This is a genomic window from Streptomyces sp. NPDC002580, assembly GCF_042889485.1.
GTDB lineage: Bacteria > Actinomycetota > Actinomycetes > Streptomycetales > Streptomycetaceae > Streptomyces.
Genome location: NZ_JBIAQZ010000018.1, coordinates 83,164 through 109,045 on the forward strand (window position 1 = coordinate 83,164; position 25,882 = coordinate 109,045).

At 71.8% G+C, this 25,882-nt stretch carries 10 protein-coding genes and 1 pseudogene; 10 read left to right on the forward strand and 1 reads right to left on the reverse strand.

The window, feature by feature from the left end:
* The first annotated feature begins 15 nt into the window (after window positions 1-15).
* The 5 genes from ACFYW7_RS36430 (at window position 16) to ACFYW7_RS36450 (ending at window position 14,675) form a co-directional block, all read left to right on the forward strand.
* Window positions 16-10,089 carry a type I polyketide synthase gene (locus ACFYW7_RS36430; protein WP_389510500.1) on the forward strand — a complete coding sequence of 3,358 codons (10,074 nt, stop codon included), beginning with the start codon at window positions 16-18 and terminating at the stop codon, window positions 10,087-10,089.
* 60 nt (window positions 10,090-10,149) lie between these two features.
* A complete protein-coding gene (gene ccrA / locus ACFYW7_RS36435) occupies window positions 10,150-11,406 on the forward strand; it encodes a crotonyl-CoA carboxylase/reductase (RefSeq protein ID WP_389510502.1) in 1,257 nt (418 codons plus the stop codon).
* Between the two features lie 45 nt (window positions 11,407-11,451).
* On the forward strand, window positions 11,452-12,651 hold the full coding sequence (locus ACFYW7_RS36440) for a cytochrome P450 (protein ID WP_389510504.1): 1,200 nt from the start codon (window positions 11,452-11,454) through the stop codon (window positions 12,649-12,651).
* 570 nt (window positions 12,652-13,221) lie between these two features.
* A complete protein-coding gene (locus ACFYW7_RS36445; protein ID WP_389510506.1) occupies window positions 13,222-14,436 on the forward strand; it encodes a cytochrome P450 in 1,215 nt (404 codons plus the stop codon).
* A complete protein-coding gene (locus ACFYW7_RS36450) occupies window positions 14,433-14,675 on the forward strand; it encodes a ferredoxin (protein WP_389510508.1) in 243 nt (80 codons plus the stop codon). The genes ACFYW7_RS36445 and ACFYW7_RS36450 overlap by 4 nt, the downstream gene beginning before the upstream one ends.
* Before the next feature lie 155 nt (window positions 14,676-14,830).
* Here ACFYW7_RS36450 and ACFYW7_RS36455 read toward each other — a convergent pair whose 3' ends face one another.
* Entirely contained in the window at window positions 14,831-18,355 is a 3,525-nt protein-coding gene (locus ACFYW7_RS36455; protein WP_389510511.1) for a BTAD domain-containing putative transcriptional regulator, read from the reverse strand.
* Between the two features lie 471 nt (window positions 18,356-18,826).
* Between ACFYW7_RS36455 and ACFYW7_RS36460 the strand changes: the two genes are divergently transcribed.
* From ACFYW7_RS36460 to ACFYW7_RS36480, 5 genes and pseudogenes are all read left to right on the forward strand, one after another.
* On the forward strand, window positions 18,827-19,405 hold the full coding sequence (locus ACFYW7_RS36460) for a LuxR C-terminal-related transcriptional regulator (protein WP_389510515.1): 579 nt from the start codon (window positions 18,827-18,829) through the stop codon (window positions 19,403-19,405).
* A 513-nt stretch (window positions 19,406-19,918) separates the two neighbouring features.
* Window positions 19,919-21,529 (forward strand): GMC oxidoreductase, encoded by a 1,611-nt coding sequence (locus ACFYW7_RS36465; protein ID WP_389510521.1) that lies wholly within the window; start codon window positions 19,919-19,921, stop codon window positions 21,527-21,529.
* Window positions 21,530-21,629: 100 nt separating this feature from the next.
* Window positions 21,630-22,397 carry a thioesterase II family protein gene (locus ACFYW7_RS36470; RefSeq protein WP_389510517.1) on the forward strand — a complete coding sequence of 256 codons (768 nt, stop codon included), beginning with the start codon at window positions 21,630-21,632 and terminating at the stop codon, window positions 22,395-22,397.
* A gap of 1,346 nt (window positions 22,398-23,743) precedes the next feature.
* Complete coding sequence (locus ACFYW7_RS36475) at window positions 23,744-24,856, forward strand: catalase family protein (protein ID WP_389510519.1); 1,113 nt, start codon at window positions 23,744-23,746, stop codon at window positions 24,854-24,856.
* A gap of 524 nt (window positions 24,857-25,380) precedes the next feature.
* Window positions 25,381-25,572 (forward strand): annotated as a pseudogene (locus ACFYW7_RS36480) (SpoIIE family protein phosphatase); the annotation flags it as partial.
* Window positions 25,573-25,882 lie beyond the last annotated feature (310 nt).

The window sequence follows — 25,882 nt, forward strand, 5'->3', positions numbered from 1 at the left end:
GACAGCCGAGGACGGATGAGGCGGATGAGCAGCAACGAAGACAGGCTTCTCGAGTATCTCAAGCGCGTCACCGGAGACCTTCGTCAGGCCCGGGAGCGCCTTCGCGAGGTCGAGGAGAAGGACCAGGAACCCATCGCGATCGTCGGCATGGCGTGCCGGTATCCGGGCGGGGTGCGTTCGCCCGAGGACCTGTGGCAGTTGGTGGCCGCCGGTGGTGACGCGGTCGGCGGGTTCCCGGCGGACCGGGGCTGGGACGTGGAGGACATCTACGACCCGGACCCGGAGGCGACGGGGAAGACGTACACGCGCCGTGGTGGATTCCTGTACGACGCGGGGGAGTTCGACCCGGGGTTCTTCGGGATCAGCCCGCGTGAGGCCGTGGCGATGGATCCGCAGCAGCGCCTGTTGCTGGAGACCACGTGGGAGGCGTTCGAGCGCGCCGGTATCGACGCGGATTCGGTGCGTGGCAGCCGTACCGGAGTCTTCGTCGGCTCCGGCTACCAGGACTACGTCAACCTCCTGGTCGGGGTGGGCGGCGAGTCCGACGGCCATCTCGGGACCGGCAACTCCGCCAGTGTGATGTCCGGTCGCATCGCCTACACCTTCGGCCTGGAGGGCCCGGCGGTCACCGTCGACACGGCGTGCTCGTCGTCGCTGGTGGCGCTGCACTGGGCGATCCAGGCGCTGCGGGGCGGCGAGTGCTCCATGGCGCTGGCCGGCGGCGTGCAGGTGATGACCACGCCCACCGCGTTCGTGGAGTTCAGCCGCCAGCGCGGGCTGGCCCCCGACGGACGGTGCAAGCCGTTCGGCGCCGGGGCCGACGGCACCGGCTGGGCCGAGGGCGTCGGCCTGCTCCTGGTGGAGCGGCTGTCCGACGCCCGCCGCAACGGGCACCAGGTGCTGGCGGTGGTTCGGGGCAGCGCTGTGAACCAGGACGGTGCGTCCAACGGTCTGACGGCGCCGAACGGCCCCGCGCAGCAGCGGGTGATCCGCCAGGCGTTGGCATCGTCCGGCCTGTCTCCCGCCCAGATCGACGTGGTCGAGGCGCACGGCACGGGCACGACGCTGGGCGATCCCATCGAGGCACAGGCACTGCTCGGCACGTACGGCCGGGAGCGGCCGGAGGACCGGCCGCTGTGGCTGGGCTCGCTCAAGTCCAACATCGGCCACGCGCAGGCGGCCGCGGGCGTCGGCGGCATCATCAAAATGGTCATGGCCATGCGCCACGGCGTGCTTCCGCGGACCTTGCACGTGGACGAGCCGACGCCGCACGTGGACTGGTCGGCGGGCGCGGTACGGCTGCTCACCGAGGCCGTCCAGTGGCCGGAGACCGATCACCCGCGCCGTGCTGCCGTGTCGTCCTTCGGCGTCAGCGGCACCAACGCCCACACGATCATCGAGCAGGCCCCGCCGGCCCAGGACGAGGAGCCCGCGGGGGTTCCCGCCGACGGCCCCCTGGCGTGGGTGCTCTCCGCCAGGAGCGACGCGGCGCTGCGGGCCCAGGCGGCCCGGCTGCTGCCCTTGGTACGGGGCGAGGTCCGGCCCCAGGACGTCGGACTGTCGCTGGCCACGACTCGCGCGGCCATGCGTCACCGGGCCGCGGTCGTGGGGAGGAACCATGAGGAACTGCTCCTCGGGCTGGCGGACCTGGCCGCCGGGACCCCTTCGTCCCGTGTGCTGCCGGGGCGCCCGGCCGGCGGCAGGACCGGCTTCCTCTTCTCCGGGCAGGGATCGCAGCGCATCGGTATGGGGCGCGAACTGTACGCGGCGTTCCCCGCCTTCGCCGCGGCCTACGACGAGGTGTGCGCGCACCTGGACGCCCCCGTCGACGTCGATGCCGAGACGCTTCACCGGACCGGGTGCACCCAGCCCGCCCTCTTCGCGGTCGAGGTGGCCTTGTTCCGGCTCCTCGAATCCTTGGGCGTCCGGCCCGACTTCGTCGCCGGCCACTCCGTGGGCGAGATCGCCGCCGCGCACGTGGCCGGTGCGTTGTCCCTCGGCGACGCGGCGAAACTGGTGTCCGCGCGTGCCGCGCTGATGCAGGCACTGCCCGCGGGCGGCGCGATGGTTGCCGTGCAGGCCACCGAAGAGGAAGTCCTGCCCCACCTCACCGACGGGGTGGGCATCGCCGCGGTCAACGGCCCCTCGTCGGTTGTGGTTTCCGGTGTCGGGACGGCGGTCCTGGCGATCGCCGCGGGCTTCGCCGAGCAGGGCCGTAAGACGTCCCGGCTGAAAGTCGGTCACGCGTTCCACTCGCCGCTGATGGACCCGATGCTGGAGGAGTTCGCCGAGGTCGTCCGTGGCCTGGCCTTCGAGCAGCCGCGGATCCCCGTCGTCTCCAACCTCACGGGTCAGCCTGTCGAGTCCTACACCCCCGAGTACTGGGTCCGGCACGTGCGCGAGACCGTCCGCTTCGCCGACAGCGTCCGCACCCTGCACGACCTGGGCGTGAAGACCTTCATCGAGATCGGTCCGGGCGGTGTGCTGAGCGGCATGGCGCAGGGCTGTGCGGAGGACATCGTCACCGTCCCCGTGCTCCGGGCCGACCGCCCCGAGCGGCAGGCCGTCGTGACGGCGCTGGCCCATCTGCACACGCACGGCGTGTCCGTGGACTGGAGCTCGTTCTTCGCCGGTGCGCGGAAGACCGACCTGCCGACCTATGCCTTCCAGCACGAGCGGTACTGGGTCGACGCCCCGGAAACCGCTGCCGCCGCCCCGGCGGTGGATCCGGTGGACGCGGAGTTCTGGGAGACCGTCGAGCGCGAGGACCTGCAGTCCCTCGCCGAGACGCTCGACATCGGGGCGGGGGACGCGTTCAGCGACGTGCTGCCGAGGCTGTCGTCGTGGCGGCGGCAGCGCAAGGAACAGTCCACCGTGGACGGCCGGCGCTACCGCGAGTCGTGGAAGCGCCTGGGCGAGCCCGCTCCGGCCGGCATCGGCGGAACCTGGCTGTTCGCCGTGCCGGAGGAGGAGAACGAGCAGACCGCCGCGGTCCGCACCGCGTTCACCGCCCGCGGCGCCACTCTGAAGACGCTGGCCGTCGGCGCTGCGAGCGACCGCGCCGGTCTGGCCGGGGAACTGGCCGGGATCGGACCGGTCGACGGCGTGCTGTCCCTGCTCGTCACCGGCGACCCCGTGCTGCCCACTCTGCTGCTCGTCCAGGCCCTGGGCGACGCGGGCGTCGACGCCCCGCTGTGGTGCCTCACCTCGGGTGCGGTGGCCGTGAGCGGCTCCGACGCCGTACGCGACGCCCGGCACGCCCAGGTCTGGGGCCTGGGCCGCACCGTCGCCCTGGAGCTGCCCCGGCGCTGGGGCGGCCTGATCGACCTGCCGGAGTCCGTCGACGACCAGGCCGCCGCACGCCTGGCCGACGTGCTGGGACAGGCGCTGACGGGCCGGTGGGAGGAGGACCAGCTCGCCGTTCGTGCCTCCGGCGTCTTCGCCCGGCGGCTCGCCCACGCACCGGCACGGGAGGCCACCCGCCGCTGGCAGCCCCGCGGCACCGTCCTCATCACCGGTGGTACGGGTGCGCTGGGCGGCCATGTCGCCCGCTGGCTGGCGCGCGGCGGCGCCGAACACCTCGTCCTCACCAGCCGTCGAGGCGCGGACGCCCCGGGCGCCGCCGCCCTGCGGGACGAACTGGAAGCCCTCGGTGCCCGCGTCACGCTCGCCGCCTGCGACGTGGCCGACCGCGACGCCGTGGCGGCCCTGCTCGCCGAGCACGCCTTCACCGCCGTCGTGCACGCCGCGGGGGTCGCCGACGCCGGCACGGTGGACGCCACCACCCCGGCCGGCTTCGCCGCCGCGCTCGCAGCCAAGGCCGGCGGCGCGGCGCACCTGGACGAACTGCTGGGCGACCAGGAGCTCGACGCCTTCGTCCTCTTCTCCTCCGTCTCCGGCGTCTGGGGCAGCGGCGGCCAGGCCGCCTACGCCGCCGGCAACGCCTTCCTGGACGGTCTCGCCCGGCGGCGCCGCGACCGCGGACTCACCGCGACCGCCGTCTCCTGGGGCCCCTGGGCCGACGGCGGCATGGTCGAGGACGGCGACGACGAGGAGCGGCTGCGCCGCCGCGGCCTTCGCGCGATGACCCCCGCATCGGCGATCACCGCCCTGCAGCACGCGCTCGACCGCGACGAGACCCTGCTGACCGTGGCCGACGTGGACTGGCCGCGCTTCATCGTGTCCTTCACCCTCGGCCGGCCCAGCCCGCTGCTCGGCGACCTCCCCGAGGTGCGCGCGACCCTCACGGAGGACGCCCCCGAAGCGGGCCGCGGCTCCGGGGCGCTCGCCGAGAGCCTGGCCGGGCTGTCGCACGAGGACCGCGCACGGGCCCTCGTGGACCTCGTGCGCACGCACGCCGCCGCCGTCCTCGGCCACCGCGGAGCGGGCGCCGTCGAGACCGACCGGCCCTTCCGGGACCTCGGCTTCGACTCCCTGACCGCGGTGGAACTCCGCAACCGCGTCAACGAGGCCACCGGCCTCGCCCTGCCCACGACGCTGGTCTTCGACCACCCCACGGCCGCGGACCTCGCCGCCCACCTGCTCACCGAACTCACCGGCGGCCAGGACGCGGTGGCCACGGTCGCCGCGACCGCCGCGGTGCCGGCCGAGCCGATCGCCATCATCGGCATGGCCTGCCGCTACCCAGGCGGCGTGCGCTCACCCGAGGACCTGTGGGAGCTGGTCGCCTCCGGCCGCGACGCGATCTCCCGCTTCCCCGGCAACCGCGGCTGGGACGTCGAACGGCTCTACCACCCGGACCCCGATCACCCCGGCACCACGTACACCACCCAGGGCGGATTCCTGCACGACGCGGACGAGTTCGACCCCGCGGTCTTCGGAATCAGCCCGCGTGAGGCCGTCGCCATGGACCCGCAGCAGCGCCTGCTGCTGGAGACCACCTGGGAGGCCTTCGAGCGCGCCGGGATCGCCCCCCACGCGATGCGCTCCACCGCCACGGGCGTCTTCGTCGGCTCCGGCTACCAGGACTACACCGGCCGCCCGCTCAAGGTGCCCGACGGCGTCGAGGGCTACCTCCCCAGCGGCAACGCGGCCAGCGTGATCTCCGGCCGGCTCTCCTACACCTTCGGCCTGCAGGGCCCGTCGGTCACCGTCGACACCGCCTGCTCGTCCTCGCTGACCGCCCTCCACCTCGCCGTGCAGGCGCTGCGGGGCGGCGAGTGCTCCATGGCACTGGCCGGCGGAGTGATGGTGATGGCCGGACCGTCCGCGTTCACGATGTCCAGCCGGCAGCGCGCGCTGTCCGCCGACGGCCGCTGCAAGGCGTTCTCCTCGTCCGCCGACGGCACCGGCTTCGCCGAGGGCGTGGGCCTGATCCTGGTGGAGCGCCTGTCCGACGCCCGCCGCAACGGGCACGAGGTCCTCGCCGTCGTGCGGGGCAGCGCGGTCAACCAGGACGGCGCCTCCAACGGCCTGACCGCGCCCAGCGGCAAGGCCCAGCAGCAGGTCATCCGGCAGGCGCTGGCCAATGCCCGGCTCGCCGCGGACGAGGTGGACGCCGTGGAGGCCCATGGCACCGGGACCCGGCTCGGCGACCCGATCGAGGCACAGGCGCTGCTGGCCACGTACGGCGAGGAGCGTTCCGGGGACCGGCCGCTGTGGCTCGGTTCGCTGAAGTCCAACATCGGCCACACGCAGGCGGCCGCGGGCGTCGGCGGTGTCATCAAGATGGTGATGGCCATCCGCAGCGGCGTCCTGCCGCGGACGCTGCACGTCGATGAGCCGACCCCGGACGTCGACTGGTCCAGGGGGAACGTGCGCCTGCTCACCGAGCAGACCGCCTGGCCCGACCGGGACAGGCCACGGCGTGCGGCCGTCTCCTCGTTCGGGATGAGCGGCACCAACGTGCACACCATCATCGAGCAGGCCCCGCGGATCGCGCCCGCCACCGAGGGCGAACAGACCCCCGCGGCGCAGGACGCGACCGCCGCCCGACCCCTGGACGTGCTCCCGTGGGCGCTGTCCGCGAAGACCGCCCGGTCCCTGCGCGAGCAGGCCCGCCGGCTCCTGAACCACCTCGACCGTGCCGAAGGGCTCTCGCTGCCCGACGTCGGCCGCGCCCTCGTCACCACGCGGACGCCGCTGGAGCAGCGGGCCGTGGTCGTCGGCCGCAACCGGCACGAGCTGCGGGCCGGGCTCGTGGCGCTCGCCGACGGTGAACCCGCGGACACCGTGGTCCAGGGCACCGCCGAGGCCTCCGGCAAGGTCGCCTTCGTCTTCCCCGGCCACGGCTCGCAGTGGACCGGGATGGCCCGCGAACTGCTGGACACCGCCCCGGTCTTCGCCGAGCGGGCGAAGGCCTGCGCCGAGGCGTTCGCCCCCTACCTCGACTGGCCGCTGCTCGACGTCCTGCGCGCCGAGCCCGACGCGCCTGACGTGGCCGAGGTGGAGGTCGCCCAGCCCGCGCTGTTCACCGTCATGGTGTCGCTGGCCGCCCTGTGGCGCTCCTACGGTGTGACGCCCGCCGCCGTCGTCGGCCACTCGCAGGGCGAGGTCGCCGCCGCGTACGTCGCGGGCGCGCTGACCCTGGACGACGCGGCCCGGATCGTGGCCCTGCGCAGCCGCTCGCTGACCAAGCTCATCGGCAAGGGCGCCATGCTCGCGGTCGCCATGCCCGCCGACCGCGTGCGCGCGAGGCTGGAGAAGTACGGGGACCGGCTGTCGGTCGCCGCCGTGAATGGGCCCGCCGCCCTGACCGTCTCCGGAGAGCCCGACGCGGTCGACGAACTCCTGGCGGAACTCGAAGCCGAGGGCGTGCGCGTGCGCAGGGTCCGCGGCGCCACCGGCGCCGGGCACTCCGCCCAGGTCGAGAGCCTGCGCCCCGAACTGCTCAAGCTGCTCGCCCCGGTCGCGCCGCGCGCGGCGGACATCCCCTTCTACTCCACGGTGACCGCCACCGTGCTGGACACCACCACCCTGGACGCCGAGTACTGGTACCGCAACGCGCGGCACACGGTGGAGTTCGAGCGGACCGTACGGTCGCTGCTGACGGACGGGCACGGGGTGTTCGTCGAGTGCAGCGCGCACCCGCTGCTGGCCGGCTCGGTGCAGGAGACCGCGGAGGAGGCCGGTGCCGACGTCGTGACCGGCGCCTCGCTGCGCAGGGACCAGGGCGGCATGGACCGCTTCCTGCGCTCCGTGTCCGAACTGCAGGTGAGCGGCGTGCACGTCGACTTGACGGTTCCCTTCGCCGGGCGTCCGGTACGGCGCGTGGACCTGCCGACGTACGCGTTCCAACGGCAGAGGTACTGGCTGGAGAGCGCCGACCCGGTGCCAGCGGGCACCGATCCGGTCGAGGCCGGGTTCTGGGAGCTGGTGGAGAACACGGACCTGTCCGGGCTCGCCGATGAACTCGGGGCGGATGACGCCGACCTCGTCGGCCCGGCGCTGCCGGTGCTGTCCGCGTGGCGTCGGCGCAGTCGCGAGAAGTCCACCCTGGACGGCTGGCGCTACCGAGTCTCCTTCCGGCGGCTGACCGACCACCCGGCCCCCGGCCTGGACGGCCTGTGGCTCGCCGTCTTCCCCGCCGGAATGGCGGACGAGCAGTGGGCGCCCTGCGTCGTCGGCGTGCTCGGCGCCCACGGCGCCAAGGTGCGGGTCGTCGAACTCCCCGTCGACTGCGACCGGTCGCAGGCCGCGGAACGGCTCACCGAGGAACTCGGCGGCGAACAGCCCGCCGGTGTCCTGTCGATGCTCGGCCTCGCCCCCGGCCGCCACCCCGCCCACCCCACGTTGTCCGCGAGCCTCGCCGCGACCGTCACCCTGGTGCAGGCGCTGGGCGACGCGGACGTCCAGGCACCGCTGTGGTGTGCGACCCGCGGAGCCGTGTCCACCGGAGCCACCGACCCGCTGCGCGACGCCGGCCAGGCACAGCTCTGGGGCCTGGGCGTCGTCGCCGCACTGGAACTGCCCCGGCGCTGGGGCGGTCTCGTCGACCTGCCCGAGAAGCTGGACGAGCACGCGCTGCGCCGACTGGCCGGGGCGCTGGCCCGGCACGATGAGGATCAGCTCGCCGTACGGGCCGACGGCGTGTACGGCAGGCGCCTGGTCCGGGCGCGGCCCGCCGACGTGGAGCCCGCGACACCGTGGCAGCCGCGCGGCACCGTCCTGGTCACCGGCGGAACCGGTGGCGTGGGCCGGCACCTCGCCCGTTGGCTGGCCGGTGCGGGCGCGCAGCACCTGGTGCTCACCAGCAGGAGCGGGCCCGACGCCCCCGGTGCACGGGAGTTGCACGCGGAGCTGACCGCCCTGGGCGCCGAAGTGACCATCGTCGCCTGCGACATCGCCGACCGTGACGCGGTCGCCCGGCTGCTCGCCGGCATCGAGTCCCGGCACCCGCTCACCGCGGTGCTGCACGCCGCCGGCACGGCACGGTCGTCCCCGCTGGCCGACGCCGGTCTCGACGAGTTCACCGAAGCCGCGGCCGCCAAGGTCACCGGCGCCATCCACCTCGACGAGTTGCTCGACGGCCGTGAGCTGGACGCGTTCGTCCTCTTCGCCTCCGGTGCCGGCGTCTGGGGCAGCGGCGGGCAGGCCTCCTACGCCGCCGCCAACGCCTTCCTCGACGCCCTGGCACTGCGGCGGCGGGCCCGCGGTCTGACCGCGACCTCGGTCGCCTGGGGCGGCTGGGCGGGCGGCGGCATGGTCGACGACGCGGTCCAGGAGCGCGGCGAGCGGCGGGGCCTGGGCCTCATGGCCCCCTACCTCGCGATCACCGCCCTGCGCCAGGCCGTCGAGCACGACGAGGCGGCCCTCACCGTCGCCCCGATCGACTGGGAGAAGTTCCTGCCCGCCTTCACCGTCGGACGGCCCAGCCCGCTGCTGGCCGACCTGCCCGACGTACAGCGGCTCCTGGAGGCCGAGCAGACCGCCGGCGAGGAGACCGGCGCCGAAGCGGCGCTGGCGACCGAGCTCGCCGCACTCGCCCCGGCCGAGCAGGAGGAGCGGCTGCTGGAGCACATCCGCGCCCAGAGCGCCGTGGTCCTCGGCCACGCGTCGGCCGAGGACGTGCCGCCCACCGCGCACTTCCTGGAGCTCGGCTTCGACTCGCTCACCGCGATCGACCTGCGGCGGCGCCTGTCGGCGGCGACCGGTGTCCGCCTGCCCGCCGGACTGGCCTTCGACCATCCCACGCCCGCCAGGCTCGCCAGGCACCTGTTGACGCGGCTCCGGGGCGCCGGCCACGGCACGGCGGAGGAGCGGCCCGCCGACATGCTGGTGCAGCTCTACCGGCACGCGAGCGAGAACGGGACGGCCGCCGAGGCCATGGGGATGCTGATGGAGGCGGCCCGCTTCCGGCCCTCGTTCCAGCGGCCCGAGGAACTGGACCGGCGGCCCGCCCCGGTACGGCTGTCGCAAGGCGACCGTCCCCTCGCGCTGATGTGCTTGTCGCCGTACGTCGTACCGGCCGGGGCGCACCAGTACGCGCGGTTCGCCGCCCCCTTCCGCGACCGGCTGGACGTGTGGGCACTGGTCAACCCCGGCTACGAGGAGGGCGAGCCGGTCCCGTCCGATCCGGATGCCGTGCTCCGCCTGCACGCGCAGACCGTACGGGAGTGCGCCGGCGGAAAGCCGGTCGTCCTGCTCGGCTACTCCTCGGGCGGCTGGATCGCCCACGGCGTGGCGGCACACCTGGAGGCCATGGGCGAGCGGCCCGCGGCCGTGGTCATGGTCGACAGCTTCAGCCGCGAGGCCCCCTTCGACCACCAGGTGCTCAACGCGATGGCCCAGGCGCAGTCGCAGCGCCTGGACTTCATGAGGTCCGGCGGCGAGCAGCTCACCGCGATGGGCCGCTACATGTGCCTGTTCGACGGCTGGGCCGCGCCGCGGATCGCCGCGCCGACCCTGCTCGTACGGGCGAGCGAGCCCATGCTGGCCGACGCCGCGGACGGCGACGGGCGCGCGGCACCGCCCGAGCACGTGGACACGATCGTCGAAGTGACCGGAAACCACTACTCGATGCTGGAGGACCACGCCGGCAGCACCGCGGCGGCGGTGGATTCCTGGCTGGCGGACGTCGTCACCGATCCGTCCGGCCCTGCCGCGCCTTCTGACGCAACGACCGCATGACCGGCCCGCGACCACCGCGGGCACCCCGGACCCGGACAGAGCAGATGTGGGAGAGAAACCATGACGAAGCCTCTCTACGAGATAGGCGAGACCCCGCCCCTCGGTGAGGTCCCGCGGCAGATGTACGCGTCGGTGATCCGCCAGAACCGCTTCGGAGAGCCCAAGCAGGCGTTCCGCACCGAGGTCGTCGACACCCCCCAGGTGGGCCGGGGCCAGGTGCTGGTCTACGTGATGGCCGCCGGCATCAACTACAACAATGTGTGGTCCTCGCTGGGCGAGCCGGTCGACGTCATCGGCATGCGACAGCGCCAGGGCCAGCCCGAGGACTTCCACATCGGAGGCTCGGAGGCCTCCGGCGTGGTGTGGGCCGTCGGCGAAGGCGTCCGCAACGTCGAGGTGGGTGACCACGTGCTGCTCACCAGCGGCCAGTGGGACGAGGCCGCCGCGGACATCCGGCTGGGCACGGACCCTCTGGTCTCGGAGAGCATCAAGGCCTGGGGATACGAGACCAACTACGGTTCCTTCGCGCAGTTCTGCCGCGTCGACGAGTACCAGTGCCATCCCAAGCCCGCCCATCTGTCGTGGGAGGAGTCGGCGGCCTTCCTGCTCACAGGGCCCACCGCCTACCGGCAGCTGTTCGGCTGGCAGGGCAACACGGTCCGCCCCGGCGACCCCGTGCTGATCTGGGGCGGTGCGGGCGGCCTCGGCTCGATGGCCATCCAGCTCGTCAGGCTGGCCGGCGGCATCCCGATCGCCGTGGTCTCCAGCGAGGACCGCTCCGAGTACTGCCGCCGCCTCGGAGCGGTGGGCACCATCGACCGCCGTGACTTCGATCATTGGGGCCGGCTGCCCGATGCCGGGGACGCCGAGGCGTCGGCGCGGTTCCTGCGCGGCGCTCGCGGGGTCGGCAAGAAGGTCTGGGAGATCCTCGGCGAGCGCAGGTCCCCGCGCATCGTGCTGGAGCACAGCGGCCAGGACACCCTGCCGACCTCGATGTACCTGTGCGACAACGCCGGCATGGTGGTGATCTGCGGTGGCACCTCCGGCTACAACGGCGACGTCGACCTGCGCCATCTGTGGATGCGCTCCAAGCGCCTCCAGGGCTCGCACTACGCCGACACCCGCCAGTGCCGCGAGGTCATCAGCCTCGTCGGCGCCGGCATGCTCGACCCCTGTCTGTCCGTCTGCGAAGGCCTCCAGGACATCGGGCGCATGCACCAGATGATGCACGACAACGTGCACCCCTCCGGGAACATGGCCGTCCTCGTGAACGCGCCCCGGCGCGGCGAGATCGCGCTCGAACTCGCCGCCGCCTGACCGTCCCGCCGTACGAACCCCCTTTCCACCAGCGCAAGGAGAGTCATGCCCGAGCCCACCGTCGACGTGCCCGCCGTCCCCAAGGCCCGCAGCTGTCCGTTCCTGCCGCCGGACGGCATCGCCGACATCCGGGCGGCCGCCCCGGTGACCCGGGCCACCTTCACCAGCGGCGACGAGGCGTGGCTGGTGACCGGTTACGAGGAGGTGCGCGCCCTGTTACGCGACCCCTCGTTCAGTGTCCAGGTGCCCCACGCACTGCACACCCAGGACGGCGTCGTCACCCAGAAGCCCGGCCGCGGCAGCCTGCTGTGGCAGGACGAGCCGGAGCACACCTCGGACCGCAAGCTGCTCGCCAAGGAGTTCACCGTCCGGCGCATGCAGGCGCTCCGGCCGAACATCCAGCGCATCGTCGACGAGCACCTCGATGCCATCGAGGCGCAGGGCGGCCCGGTCGATCTGGTGAGGACCTTCGCCGATCCGGTGCCGTCCATGGTGATCTCCGACCTGTTCGGTGTCCCGGTCGAGCGCCGGGCGGAGTTCCAGGACATCGCCGAGGCGATGATGCGGGTCGACCAGGACGCCGCCGCCACCGAGGCCGCCGGCATGCGCCTGGGCGGGCTGCTCCACCAGCTCGTCCAGGAGCGCCGGGCCGACCCCGGGGACGACCTGATCTCGGCGCTGATCACCACAGAGGACCCCGATGGCGTCGTCGACGACATGTTCCTCATGAACGCGGCCGGCACCCTGCTGATAGCGGCCCACGACACCACCGCCTGCATGATCGGCCTCGGCGCGGCGCTGTTGCTCGACCGCCCCGACCAGCTGGCCCTGCTTCGCGAGGACCCGTCGCTGGTCGCCAACGCGGTCGAGGAACTGCTGCGCTACCTCACCATCGGCCAGTTCGGCGGCGAACGCGTCGCCACCCGGGACGTCGAGCTCGGTGGCGTGCGCATCGCCGAGGGCGAGCAGGTCGTCGCGCACGTCCTCGCCGCCGACTTCGACCCCGCCTTCGTGGAGGAGCCGGAGCGGTTCGACATCACCCGCCGCCCCGCCCCGCATCTGGCCTTCGGCTTCGGCGCACACCAGTGCATCGGCCAGCAACTCGCCCGGATCGAGCTGCAGATCGTCTTCGAGACCCTGCTCCGCCGTTTCCCGACCCTGCGCCTGGCCAAGCCCGTCGAGGAACTCCGCTTCCGCACCGACATGGTCTTCTACGGAGTGCACGAGCTGCCCGTCACCTGGTGACCTGCGCACCCACGGTCCGCTCCCGCGGGTGATCGGCGCACGCGTCCGGGTGCGCCGATCACGCCCCGCGTCGCCGCCTCGCGCCGCGGGCGGCCGAGGCCGCCGGCGGCCGACCCGCTTCGGGGCACACTGCCGCCGGACGGCGGGATTTCACATGCCGGTCTCCGTGCCGCCGTGACCTCCCTGCCCCTGCCGCGGCCCTCGCGCCGACGGCCCCGAAGCCGCCTGCCGCACGGCACGGCCCGACGAGGCGGCGGTCGTGTCCCCGGGTGGTCCGGCGCGCGGTGCCGTTCACCGAGGCCGCCGTCATCGAGCGCGGCGATGGTTCGTCCCTCCGTGCCCCGGCACGCGTCCGGCGTCCGGTCGGCCACCGGGCACTCCGACGGCCGGACGACCATGGCCGCGCCCGTGTCAGCGACCCGCGGCCCACTCGCCAGCGAAGGGGCCGGAGCCTGTCGGCCGGGTGCCGACCGGACCGCGCACGGCCTCGCCGACGGACCGGAACCCGTGTCCAACAACCCATCACGCACCGATGGACCACCGCACCGCCGATCGTTCGAAAGGCACGACATGACCGAGACCGAAAACCGCCGTACCGGGCCGCAGGCCCCGACCTTCCCGCAGGACCGGACCTGCCCGTACCAGCCGCCGACGGCCTACGCGCAATGGCGGGGCGAGAACCCGCTGACACGAGTCACACTGTTCGACGGCCGGCCGGCGTGGCTGATCACCGGGCATGCCGAGGGACGGGCCCTGCTCGTCGATCCCCGGCTGTCCTCCGACTGGGGGCACCCGGAGTTCCCCGTCGTCGTCCGGCGCACCGAGGGCCGCGGCGGGCTCGCCTTCCCGCTGATCGGCGTCGACGACCCCCTGCACGCCCGTCAGCGGCGCATGCTGATCCCCAGCTTCGGCGTCAAGCGCATGAACGCCATCCGTCCCAGGCTTCAGAGCCTCGTCGACCGGCTTCTGGACGACATGCTGGCGAAGGGGCCGGTCGTGGACCTGGTGTCGGCCTTCGCCCTGCCGGTGCCCTCCATGGCGATCTGCGAGCTCCTCGGCGTCCCGTACGGCGACCATGACTTCTTCGAGGAGTGCTCCCGCGACTTCGTGGGCGCCGCGACATCGGCGGAGGCCGACGCGGCCTTCGGCCGGCTGTACACGTATCTGCACGGCCTGGTCGGGAAGAAGCAGGCCGAGCCCGGGGACGGACTGCTGGACGAGCTGATCGCACGCCAGTTGGAGGAGGGCGCGCTGGACCACGACGAGGTGGTCATGATCGCGCTGGTCCTGCTGGTGGCCGGCCACGAGACCACCGTCAACGCGATCGCCCTCGGTGCCCTCACGCTCATCCAGCACCCCGAGCAGACCGATGTGCTGCTGCGCGACCCCGGTGCGCTCCCGGGAGTGGTCGAGGAGCTGCTGCGGTTCACCTCCGTCTCCGACTACTTGGTCCGGATGGCGAAGGAAGACATCGATGTCGGCGGCGAGACCGTCAGGGCCGGGGACGCGGTGCTGGTCTCCATCACACTGATGAACCGGGACCCGAAGGCGTACGAGAACCCCGGCGTCTTCGACGCCCGGCGCACCGCACGCCACCACGTCGGCTTCGGCCACGGCATCCATCAGTGCCTGGGGCAGAACCTCGCCCGCGCCGAACTCGAGATCGCCCTCGGCGCGCTCTTCGCCCGCATCCCGGGCCTGCGGCTGGCCGTACCCCTGGACGAGGTGCCCATCAAGGCCGGCCACGACGCCCAGGGCCCGATCGAGCTCCCGGTGACCTGGTGAGGGGCCGGGCGGAAGGAACGGAAGGAAGCGGGACCGGCCACACCACGCGCATCACCGTCGACCGCGACCGGTGCATCGGCTCCGGCCAGTGCGTCATGACCGCACCCGGCGTCTTCACCCAGGACGACGACGCGCTGGTCGCCCTGGTCCCGGGACATGAGGACGCGGCGGCGGACCCGCGGGTGCGCGACGTCCCCATGGCCTGTCCGGTACAGGCGATCACGATCCACGAGGACTGAGCCGCATCGGCCGTGAGGCCCGGGGTCCGCGACCGTGCGAGTGGTGGCTCTCCGGGAGCCGAGTGGTCAGGGCCACCGCTCGCTGAATCCCGCAGCGGCGCGTCACGGGGCCACGGAACCGGATGAGTCGGCCGGCGAGGCAGAGCATGGACCCATCACGCTCGTCGGCCGGAGCCGGGCCCGTGCCGTCCCGGGCCCCGTCCCGTGAGCGCGTCGTCGGCACCGTGGCTCAGCAGTTCGTGGAGCAGCGGGGTCGCGGGCAGGGCCGGGTGGAGGTACACGCGCTCGCGGCGTTGTTCGACGGCGGCCAGCAGCTTCCGGAAGGTGGTCCTCGCCTCCTCGGTCCGCCCGCCGTGATGTTGCGCCTGGCCCAGCAGGCCCAGGTGGAGCGGGTGGCGTAAGTAGGTCCTGGACCGGCCCAGTTCAGCGAGTGAGGTGTGGATGAGGGTGAGGCCGTCGTCGTGATGTCCTGTGTGCGCCAGGCCCCACCCTCTGACGACGCCCAGCATCGCCTTCCAGTAGAGCAGTCCGTGTTCGCCCGCGACGCGGATGCCCTCGTCGCTCGAGGCGAGTGCGGTGCGGGTGTCGCCCTCCCAAGCCGCGACGACCCCGTCCACGTACAGTGCGAAGGAGCGGTCGGACGGCCTGCTCTCGTACTCGGTGAGGCTCAACAGCTCGCGTCGGCGCGTGCCGGCGGTCCGCCGGTGTCCAAGGAGCCAGTGGGTGAAGGTGTCGTAGGAGCGGCAGGAGACGCGTGGGTCGTGCTGGAAGGTTCGCGCCAGCGCCTGGTTCTCGTTGGCGAAACGATCCGCTATGCCGACGCCGCGCTCCAGTTCGGCGAGTGCCTGCGGGAGCATCCCGCGCACATGCAGCACGATGCCTTCGCCGTACGCCGCACCGAGCGCCGCCACGGGCTCCCAGGTCTGCCGCGAGATCTTCCGCAGCAGGCCGGAGAACTGCCGTGAGGCGTCGTAGCGGCCGGTGACCATGTACGCCGTGCACAGCGCCCAGAGCACCGACGGGTCCTCGGGGGCATGAGCGGCCGTGCTGAGGGCGCGACCGCGCGTCAGTGCCGTCTCGGCCTCGGGGTGGCCGTAGCCGCGAGTGGTGGCGAGTACCTGGCCGAGCTGGATGTGCAGGTCCTGTTCCAGCCTCCCTGTGGCGGGATCGTCCTGCGGCAGGAAGCCGACCAGGTGCACGGCGCGGCGCAGCCAGATCTCCACCTGCTCGTACGCCATGGACTGCTCGGCGTGTTCTGCGGCGAGCAGCAGCCGGGGCAGCACCTCGGCGGCGGGCAGCGCACTCTTGGCGTGCCAGCTGTGATGCGCCACCCGCTCGACCTCCTCGTCCCCCACCTGCCCGCTCCTGCGCGCGCACAGCGCGTCGGCGACCCTGGCGTGCAGACGGTGGCGGTCCTCACGGGGGAGCTCGTCGACGAGCGTCTCCTGGACCAGGGCGTGAGCGAAGTGCAGCCGCCCCGGATGGTGCGGGTCCTCCCCGAGCAGGCCGGCACGGATGGCCGACTCCAGACCTACGACGACCGGTTCGTCGTGCGTGGCGGTCCGGTGCAACAGGTCGGTGTCCACCTCGGCGCCGATGACGGCGCACAGGTGAAGCACCCGCAGGACCGGCTCGGGCAGCGCGGCGAACCGCTGGTGCAGTGCCTCGCGTACTCCGGTGGGAATGTGAGCCAGGAGCGTGTCGACCGCATCCGGACGACGGAGATTGCGCGCGTCGTCCACGAGGGAGAGAAGCTGGATCACCGAGTACGGGTTGCCTTCGCTGCGCCGGTGCAGCACCTCGACGACCTTCGGGTCCACACCAGGTCCTGCGTGTGCCTCGACGAGGGCACCGACGGCCTGCAGGGAGAGCCCGCCGAGCCGCAGCGTCTCGGTCCTGGGGCCGCGCAGCACCTCGGAGACCATCCGGCGCAGCGTCGCGTCCGACTCGGCCTCGAACGCCCGCGCCGTGAGCACGATACTGATCGGATGGCCCTGGCAGCGGGTGCTCAGCAGCCTGAGCAGGTCGAGGGATGCGGTGTCCGCCCATTGCAGATCTTCGAGGAGCAGGACGAGCGGGTGTTGCCCGGCGAGGGCGAGCAGCACCTCGCAGACCGCGTCATGGGCGAGGAAGCGGGCCTGGCACCAGTCGGAGGCCCATCCCGGGCCTCCGGTCCGGGCCGCCGACCGCTCGGGCATCAGCGGGGCGAGCAGGGCGCCGAACGGTTCCGTCGCCTTGCGAAAGGCATCCGGCCGGGTCGCGGACAGCCGCCGCAGGATCTGCGTCCACAGCCAGTAGGCGGGCACGCCCTCGCCGGGGAAGCAGTGGCTCCAGAGCATCTCCAGCCTGGAGCCGTTCTCGTGCGCGTCCATGCTCTCCAGACGTACCGCGAGTTCGAGCAGCAGGCGGGTCTTTCCGACTCCTGGGGGGCCGAGGACACCGGCCACATGGCCGTGGCCCACCACCGCGCTCGCGGCGGCGGTCGTCAGGCGGTCGAGCTCCTGGCCACGGCCGGTGAACGGCGAGGGGGCAGGCGCCCACCCCGACTCGAACTCCGGGGACTCCCCGGCTTCCCGGGCGGCAGCCGGCTCGTGCTCCGGTCCGAGTACGGGCCGCGACCGGGACGACCCGGTCCGCGTGCCGACGGCATCCGCACGCGGGCCCGGCGGCACATCGGTTCGCGTCCTCGGGCGCGCGTCGGTCCCCGCGGTCCCCTCGCGTTCGACGGCCGTGCCGGACTCGTCCGTCCCGCCCGCGCCGCCGGGTGCCACCGCCGGGCCGTACCCCCGGGCCGTGACGGCCGTCCCGCCGTTCCAGGAGGCCCCGAAGTTCTGCAAGCCCTCGGAGACTTGTACTCCGACGTCACCGGTCTCGTTCATCACCGGCGGGACATGTGACGCTCCGGTGGACTCGAGCGGTGGGGGAGACGGCTTCTTCGAGGGGGCGCTCGCTCCCGGCTCCTGGCGCAGGATCGCGCTTCTGACCCGGCGCAGCTCGGCCGCGGTGTCCACGCCGAACTCCTCGACCAGATGACTGCGCGTCCGCTCGTACACCTCGAGCGCCTCGGCCTGCCGCCCGAGCCGGGACAGTGCCGTCATGAGGTGGCCGACCAGCCGCTCCCGCGTGGGATGACGGCGCGCCTCCCCGTCCAGATCGGCGGCCACCTCCTCGGCCGCGCCGAGAGCCAGCCGTGCCTCGGCACGGGATTCGACGGCGGTGAGCCGGATCTGTTCGAGTCGGGTGCACTCGTCGCTGAGCGGCGGATGACCGTCGAACTCCGCGTACGGCGAGCCGCGCCACAGCCCCAGGGCCTCGGTGAGCCGTGTATGCGCGGCGCGCGGATCGCGCTGCTCCAGCAGTCGCCGTCCATCGGTGACCAGACGCTCGAAGCGGCAGGCATCGACCTGTTCGGGGTCGAGATCGAGGACGTAGCCCGGTGTCCGATGACGCAGCACCGAAGTTTGGCCTGTTCCCGTCTTTGCGCGCAGGGACCGCCGCAGATGGGAGACGTGGCTCTGGAGGGTGGCGACGGCATGTCGGGGCGCTTGGCCACCCCACAGTTCCTCGACGAGCAGCTCGGTGGGCACCACGCGGCCGAGGCGGACGAGCAGCAGGGCGAGCAGGGTTCGCCGACGTGGCGGGCCGAGCGGCAGGTCATGCCCGTCGTGTCGCGCCGACATGGGCCCCAGAACGCTCAGGAGGAGCTCAGCCCGGCCGGTCGTCCCGGGTGACACGTCTACGGGCGGAGGGAAAGGCATGAACGGTCCTCATCGTGCTTGCGGATATGGCTGACGGACGGTTCGAGCTGGCTGGTCTCACACCTTCTTCTGTGGATCCTGACATGGCGAACGACGCCCTCCAAGCCGGAGATCCGGCGATTGGCAAGAAAGCGTCAGGCGTCCGGCAAGGATTTCGGCAAGAGGGCCGGAAAACGACGGCGAGCGGCGGCAAGGGTGCCGCCAGCGGCTCGACCAGAACTCTGCAAGGGCCGTGACGCACGATGTTCGCATCTGGAGTTACCGCTGGTCCCAGGGCCGATGACGCCCCTGCCGACAGCCTCACGGCCGTTCGCCGGCGTCCGAGTTCATTTCGCCCAAGTTTCTGGGAGGTCTCTCTTGCTGAGTCCAGCACCTGCAACTCCGGGCCTGTGCATGGCGAGTCTCGATAAAACCTTGACCATCCAGCAGGCGAACCAGGAGTTCTTCACTCAGTTCAACGGATCGTCCGAGGACATATGCGGTCGCAATTTCCGTGACGTCGTGCACCCGAGCGTTCAGCAACCGTTGATGCGTCAATTATCGAATTTACTCGAAGGGAAACACCAGCGATTCGTCACGCCCGTCATCGCCGTGGGGCCCGGCGCGGAGTCCGCCTTCACCGTTCCCCTCACCGCGGTCGCGGTACGCGGCGTCCTGCCCGACACGACCGCGATCCTGGTCATGATGCCCACGGCCGGGGACGCCGAGCAGACACCTGTGATGCCCCGACGCAAGAAGATCCTCTCCTCGATGGACGCGCGCATCCTCGAAGGCATCGCCGCCGGCGTCTCCACCATCCCCTTGGCCGCAAGCCTCTACCTCAGCCGGCAGGGCGTCGAGTACCACGTGACCTGCCTGCTGCGGAAGCTGAAGGTGCCCAACCGCGCCGCGCTGGTCTCCCGTGCCTACTCACTGGGCGTACTCAAGGTCGGCACCTGGCCGCCCCAGGTCGTGGACGACTTCGTGAAGTGAGCGGGCACGGGGCCCACGCCGGGCGCCCGCTGGCGCGGGTGGCCGTGGCAGAGTTCGCCCGGGCCGGACGCGGGGTCGCCGGACTCGCCGCTCACCCGGTATCCGGCAAGCGCATGGCGGAGCGGCTCGGCTCGTGTGCGTGCACGCGCGGTGGACGAGCACCTCACCGGCGCCTACCACAGGCTCCGGGCCGCCGGACGGCCCGAACCGGCCGCGTCCTGCCCTCTGCCGCCCGGTCCGGCGGACGCCTGAAGACATGCGTGAGTTCTGCCCGCGCCCGGGAGCGGGCCGTACCGTGACGCCCTCTTCCGAGCCCCGGGCAACCGAACAGCCGTGCCTGGCCTTCACCGGGTCGGCCCGCGTCCGATCCGGACGTCGCCGACGGCCATTGCGCGATCTCCACACGGTCCGTTCCACCCCGGACCGCCACTCCGGTCGGCGTTCCGATTCACCTTTTCCCCCAGGTTCAGGAGCCACAGCGTGATTGCCCACCAGTCTCTGTCCCGCCGCCGCATGCTCGGCCTGGCGGTCCTGGGTGCCGCCGCACTCGGGGGGCAGACCACGATCACCGCCGCCCCCCGGGCGGCCGCCGCCACCGCAACCAGTGGTTCCGGCGGCACGTTCGTCCCTGCCGTCGTGGTCGGCACCGGTTACGGCGCGGCCGTCTCCGCCCTGCGCCTCGGCGAGGCAGGGGTCCCCACCCTGATGCTGGAGATGGGCCGACTGTGGAACCAGCCCGGTCCGGACGGCAACGTGTTCTCCGGAATGCTCAAGCCCGACAAGCGCTCCAGCTGGTTCAAGACCCGCACCGAGGCGCCGCTCGGCTCCTTCCTGTGGCTCGACCTCGCCAACCGGGACATCGAGCCATACGCGGGCGTACTGGACCGGGTCAACTTCGACCAGATGTCCGTGTACGTGGGACGCGGGGTCGGCGGCGGTTCGCTCGTCAACGGCGGCATGGCGGTCACGCCCCGGCGCTCGTACTTCGAGGAGGTGCTGCCCCAGGTCGACGCCGAGGAGATGTACACCAAGTACTTCCCCCGCGCGAACTCCACCCTCCGGGTCAACAACATCGACAAGAGCTGGTTCGAGCGGACCGACTGGTACTCGTTCGCGCGTGTCTCGCGCCGGCAGGCCTCGAACGCGGGCCTGAGCACCACCTTCGTGCCCAACGTCTACGACTGGGACCACATGCGCCGTGAGGCGGACGGCGCGGTGCCCAAGTCCGCGCTGGCCGCCGAGGTGATCTACGGCAACAATCACGGCAAGGTCTCACTCGACAAGAGCTACCTGGCGGCCGCCCTGGGCACCGGCAGAGTCACCATCGAGACCCTGCACGAGGTCAGGACGATCCGTCAGCAGAACGACGGCACATATGCGCTGACCGTCGAGCAGAGGGACGCCGACGGCACGCTGCTCGCGACCAAGGAGATCTCCTGCCGCCACCTCTTCCTCGGCGCGGGCAGCCTCGGCTCGACCGAGTTGCTGCTGCGTGCCCGGGAGACCGGCGCTCTCCCGAACCTCAGCCCTGAGATCGGCGGAGGCTGGGGCCCCAACGGCAACATCATGACCGCCCGCGCCAACCACATGTGGAACCCCACGGGCACCAAGCAGTCGTCGATCCCCGCCCTCGGCATCGACGACTGGGACAACCCGGACACCCCCGTCTTCGCCGAGATCGCCCCCCTGCCGGCGGGAGTCGAGACCTGGGCCAGCCTCTACCTGGCCATCACCAAGAACCCGGAGCGCGGCACCTTCGTCTACGACGCCGCCGAGGACCGGGCGGACCTGCGCTGGACCCGGGACCAGAACGCACCCGCGGTCGCGGCCGCGAAATCGCTGTTCGACCGCATCAACAAGGCCAACGCCACCGTCTACCGGTACGACCTCTTCGGCAAGCAGATCAAAGCCTTCGCCGACGACTTCTGCTACCACCCGCTCGGCGGCTGCGTCCTCGGCAAGGCCACCGACAACTACGGCCGCGTCGCGGGATACAAGAACCTCTACGTGACCGACGGCTCACTCGTCCCCGGCAGCATCGGCGTCAACCCGTTCGTGACCATCACGGCACTGGCGGAGCGGAACGTCGAGCGCATCATCAAGCAGGACGTCACGGATTCCTGACCAGCGGTAGGCGCGGCCCGACCGCGCCCCACCCCTTCTCCTCCCGGCGAACGCCCCGCCACGGCAGGCGGTCGAACCGAAACCGAAAAGGAACGACTCCGTGAACTCCCCGCTCACCGAGAACAACAGTCTCTGGATCCGCAGGTTCCACCCGCGTCCCGACAGCCGCGTCCGGCTGGTCTGCCTGCCCCACGCGGGCGGCTCCGCCAGCTTCTACTTCCCCGTGTCCCGGTCCATGCCCGACAGCGTCGACGTGTTGTGCGTGCAGTACCCCGGCCGCCAGGACCGCCGCACCGAACCTCTCCTGGACTCCGTACCGGCGCTCGCCGACAAGGTCTACGAGGCCCTCCTGCCCTGGACCGACCGGCCCGTCGCCCTGTTCGGCCACAGCATGGGCGCCTCCCTCGCCTACGAGATCGCCCGACGGCTGGAGCAGGAGCGGGGCGTCGTGCCCGCCGCCCTCATCGCCTCCGGCCGCCGCGCCCCGTCCATGCACCGTGACGAGACCCTCCACCTGCGCGACGACGACGGCCTCGTCGCCGAGATGCGCGGCCTCAGCGGCACCAGCCCCCAGCTGCTGGGCGACGAGGAGGTCCTCCGCATGATCCTCCCGGCCATCCGGGCGGACTACCGCGCAGCCGAGACCTACGTCTGGGAAGCCGGGCCGCCCCTGCGCTGCCCCGTGACCTGCCTCGTCGGCGACGACGACCCGAAGGTCACCGTGGAGGAGGCCGCCGCCTGGTCCGGGCACACCGACGGCCCCTTCATGCTGAAGGTCTTCCCCGGCGGCCACTTCTTCCTGGCCCAGCACCAGACGGAGATCGTCCACCTCATGGCCACCCAGCTGGAGGCGTCCGACCGGGCATGAGAACCGGCCTGCCCGTCGCGCTCCGGCAGAGTTACATACCCCACTTCTCAGCCTGCGGGTGAGCGCTCATTCGATGCGACCCGTTGAACCCAGTAACCGGTGACCCACCTGTAGACCGGTAAGTGAGGTTCGTACATGTCAAAGATCGGTCCGAAACAAACCAAGCGGCGTCTCCCCGCCGCTGACTGCCGCCCGGGTTGGGTGCACCTTTGCTCCCGTCAACTCAAGGACTGAGGACGGTCGCTTCATGGACTACTGCATCCCGTGCAGCCGCACGCTCAACGGCGCCGTTACCTGCCCGGAGTGTGGGGCATATGACCCCAGCATGGCACAGCCGAGCGATCGGAGAGGCGGTGCTCCGGCCGTCGAGGCCGCGATGCCGGAGGTCCGCTCGAGTCGGGGACCGAGCTCCTCCGGGTCGCCCCTTCCCGGGTCACCGACTGCCTCGCAAGACCTGTCGGCTGATCGGTACGACCGTCCGGCGCGGCTGAAGAAGTATGCCGTCCGGTCTCTTGCCGCAGCCGCCTTCACCCTACTCGGAGGCCTGGCCACCGCATCGGTGTTTCCCCAGTCGACGGCCCCACGAGCAGCCTCGATCCCGGAACAGTCGTCCCCCGAAGAGCCCGGGGTCCGCGTTCCCGATTCACAGGCTTCACCGGAGCGTGTGACCACGCACCCGGCCCGAAAGGGCGTCCGAGACCGAAACGGTGACGGGATCCGGCGTCCTCTGCCAACGGCGACTCGCAGCACGTCATCGGTCTCTCGGCCTCCCGCCACCACCAGTGCGCCACCACCGGTGAAGGCGAAGCCGACCCCCCGAGCCTCCAGCGGCCGCCGCCCCAGCTCGCCCTCGCAGACGGCAACCCCTTCCGCGAGGCCCTCCGCCAGTTCCTCCGTCAGTCCTTCCGTCAGTCCTTCCGTCAGCATCAGCGCCTCTTCCACCAGTTAGTGGCTCACCGGGCAGCACAGGGGAAGCCGGTGGGCTGAAGCACCGGCAGGGCTCCCCGGCACAGGAACCTCCACCTGGTCCGTGCACGGCATCCGCCTGATCGTCAGCGGGCTCGCCCAGCGCCAACAGAGGCCACAACCACGCACCCCTCTGCCGTCAACGACGTGCGGCACGTGGACCGTGGCCAGGAGTTCAACGGTGGCGATGGCGTCACCCTCACCGGCCCGGGCGCCGGCGACGAGGACGCGAACATCGGCACCCGCGCACCGGGCGCCGACGAGTAGCCGGCACCGACGATTCGGTGCTGGGAACGTGTGATCGCCCACAGTTATGTTGTGCACAATTGAATTGCACACTAGCGTCTGTGTGCAGTGCACCACGAGAGGGAGGCGCCACAATGAATCCTGTCCGCTACGAGGACTACCGCCCCATCGAACGCCCCTCCTATCAGGAGGAGTTGGAAGCAGTTGTCGCCCAGGTCGCGCGCCGTACTCGCGCCTCGGTCGAGCGCGAGACCGTCGGCCGCGCTGTCCGCACGGCCCACGGCAAGACCTACGGCCTCCTCAAGGCCACGGTCACGGTTGGTGACAATCCTGGCTTCTACCGGCAGGGAATCTTCGCGCGGCCGACCGCGTACGACGCCGTCGTCCGCTACTCGAACGGCTTGGGCCACGACCGCCCCGACCACCAGCTGGGCGCGGCCTGCGGAATGGGCATCAAGCTGTTCGGAGTTTCCGGCCCCTCGCTGCTGGACGACGAACGAGACAGCGGCACCTTCGACCTCAACCTGATCAACAACGATGTCTTCTTCGCGAACACGGCCTACGACTACATGGTGATCGAGGATTTGTTCGCCGAATTGCCCGAGGCCCTCGTGGATCCGGCCCGCCGCAAGACCTGGATGGCGGAGTTCCTGACCCGTCGACAGACGCTCACGGATCCCGACAGCTGGCTGTGGGACGAACTGCTCGCCATGCTGTCGTTCACCGGGGTCCCGCGCAGGAACCTGCTGTCGTACACCTACAACAGCATGGGCGCCTTCCGGTACGGCGAACACATCGCCAAGATCCGTACCGTGCCGACCGCCGCGTCCCTGGCCTCCATCACGCAGCAGATCGTGGACGTGCGCGCGGACAACGAGGCATTCCGCCGCACCCTGGTGGCCGAGGCCGCGGAGCGAGACCACTCCTTCGAGCTCCAGGTCCAGCTCAACACCGATCTGGCCCGTATGCAGGTGGACAACACGTCCGTCAAGTGGCCCGAGGACCTGTCCCCCTGGGTGACGGTCGCCCGGGTGGATCTCCCGCGCCAGGCTATCGGCGGGGACGACAACCTGGCGGCCGCCGACGCCACGTCGATCACGCCGTGGCGTTCACGCGAGGACCACCGGCCCATCGGCGAGATTCAGCGGGTGCGGCAGGAGGTGTACCGGCGCTCGTCCATCGAACGGCACCGCATCAACGGGCAAGAGCGGCGCGAACCGGCCGGCAGCGCTGAACTGCTTGGCTGAGCCGCCTCGGTCGCGCCCGCCGTCGCGCAGGTCAAGTGGGCACGGCACCGTCGTCCACCGGCCCGTTGGACACCCAGGGGCGCGGCAGCCGGGTGGTGGCCGGCGGATCGGATGGCCGGCAGGTGTGTGGTGCCCCGGAGGCCGGCGGCGACTCCCGTGGCTCGGACCGGTTGAACCCGTGCACGAACCGCTCGTGCCCAGCATCCAGTTCACTCGCCCACAACCTGACGTCAGCAAGGTCCCCATCCATAACCACGCACGTCATCTGCAAGCACCTGCGACTTCAAGACCCTGGGCGTCGACTTCGCAGGGCGGCCTGTCTTTGACCGGATCGGGCCCGGCCGGTCGAGTCTGACCTGACGGGTAAGGGACCAGGAGGGCCGCAGGTGGGTGCTGCGGTGCCCACCGCTGGGTCGCCTGCTGGCGTCGGCGCACGACGTGGCCCGCGAGGCGCGGATTCTGACCGCGCTGGAGGGCGCTGTCGTCTCAACCCCGTGGATGCTCGGGCCGACCGACGGTCTGTGGGCGAGCAGCTCGTCGGCGCCACCTGCCTGTACGCCGTGTACGACCCGGTCTCCCGGCGCCGGTCCATGGCCCGCGTCGGCAACCCGCCGCCGGTGGTGACCGCTCCGGATGCACGGGGGTGGCTCCGTCGACTGCCCGCCGGCCCACCGCTCAGCCTGGGCGGGCTGCCGTTCGAGGCCCGGGAGATCGACAAACTGCGACCTCCAGCGGCCTCCAGATCCCCGTCCTCTCTGCCCCGAGCTCCCTCCGCCGCTCCCACCAGCACGGTTGAGCTCCGGTGCTGGGTGCGAGCTGACTTCAAGGCCATCCATGAGGTGAAACCGCAGGTCCTAGCTCCGATCGGATGAGTTGTCGTACCACTCGATGGTGGTGCCGATGAGACTGGCGGCGACGATGCGCCGCAGGCGCGCGGGTGCCGGGGGAGCCGTTGCTGGGGAGGCCATGTGCGCCACTTCCTCGTGTGCGGTGGGGACGGGTACGTGTTGGCACACGGTAGGAAGA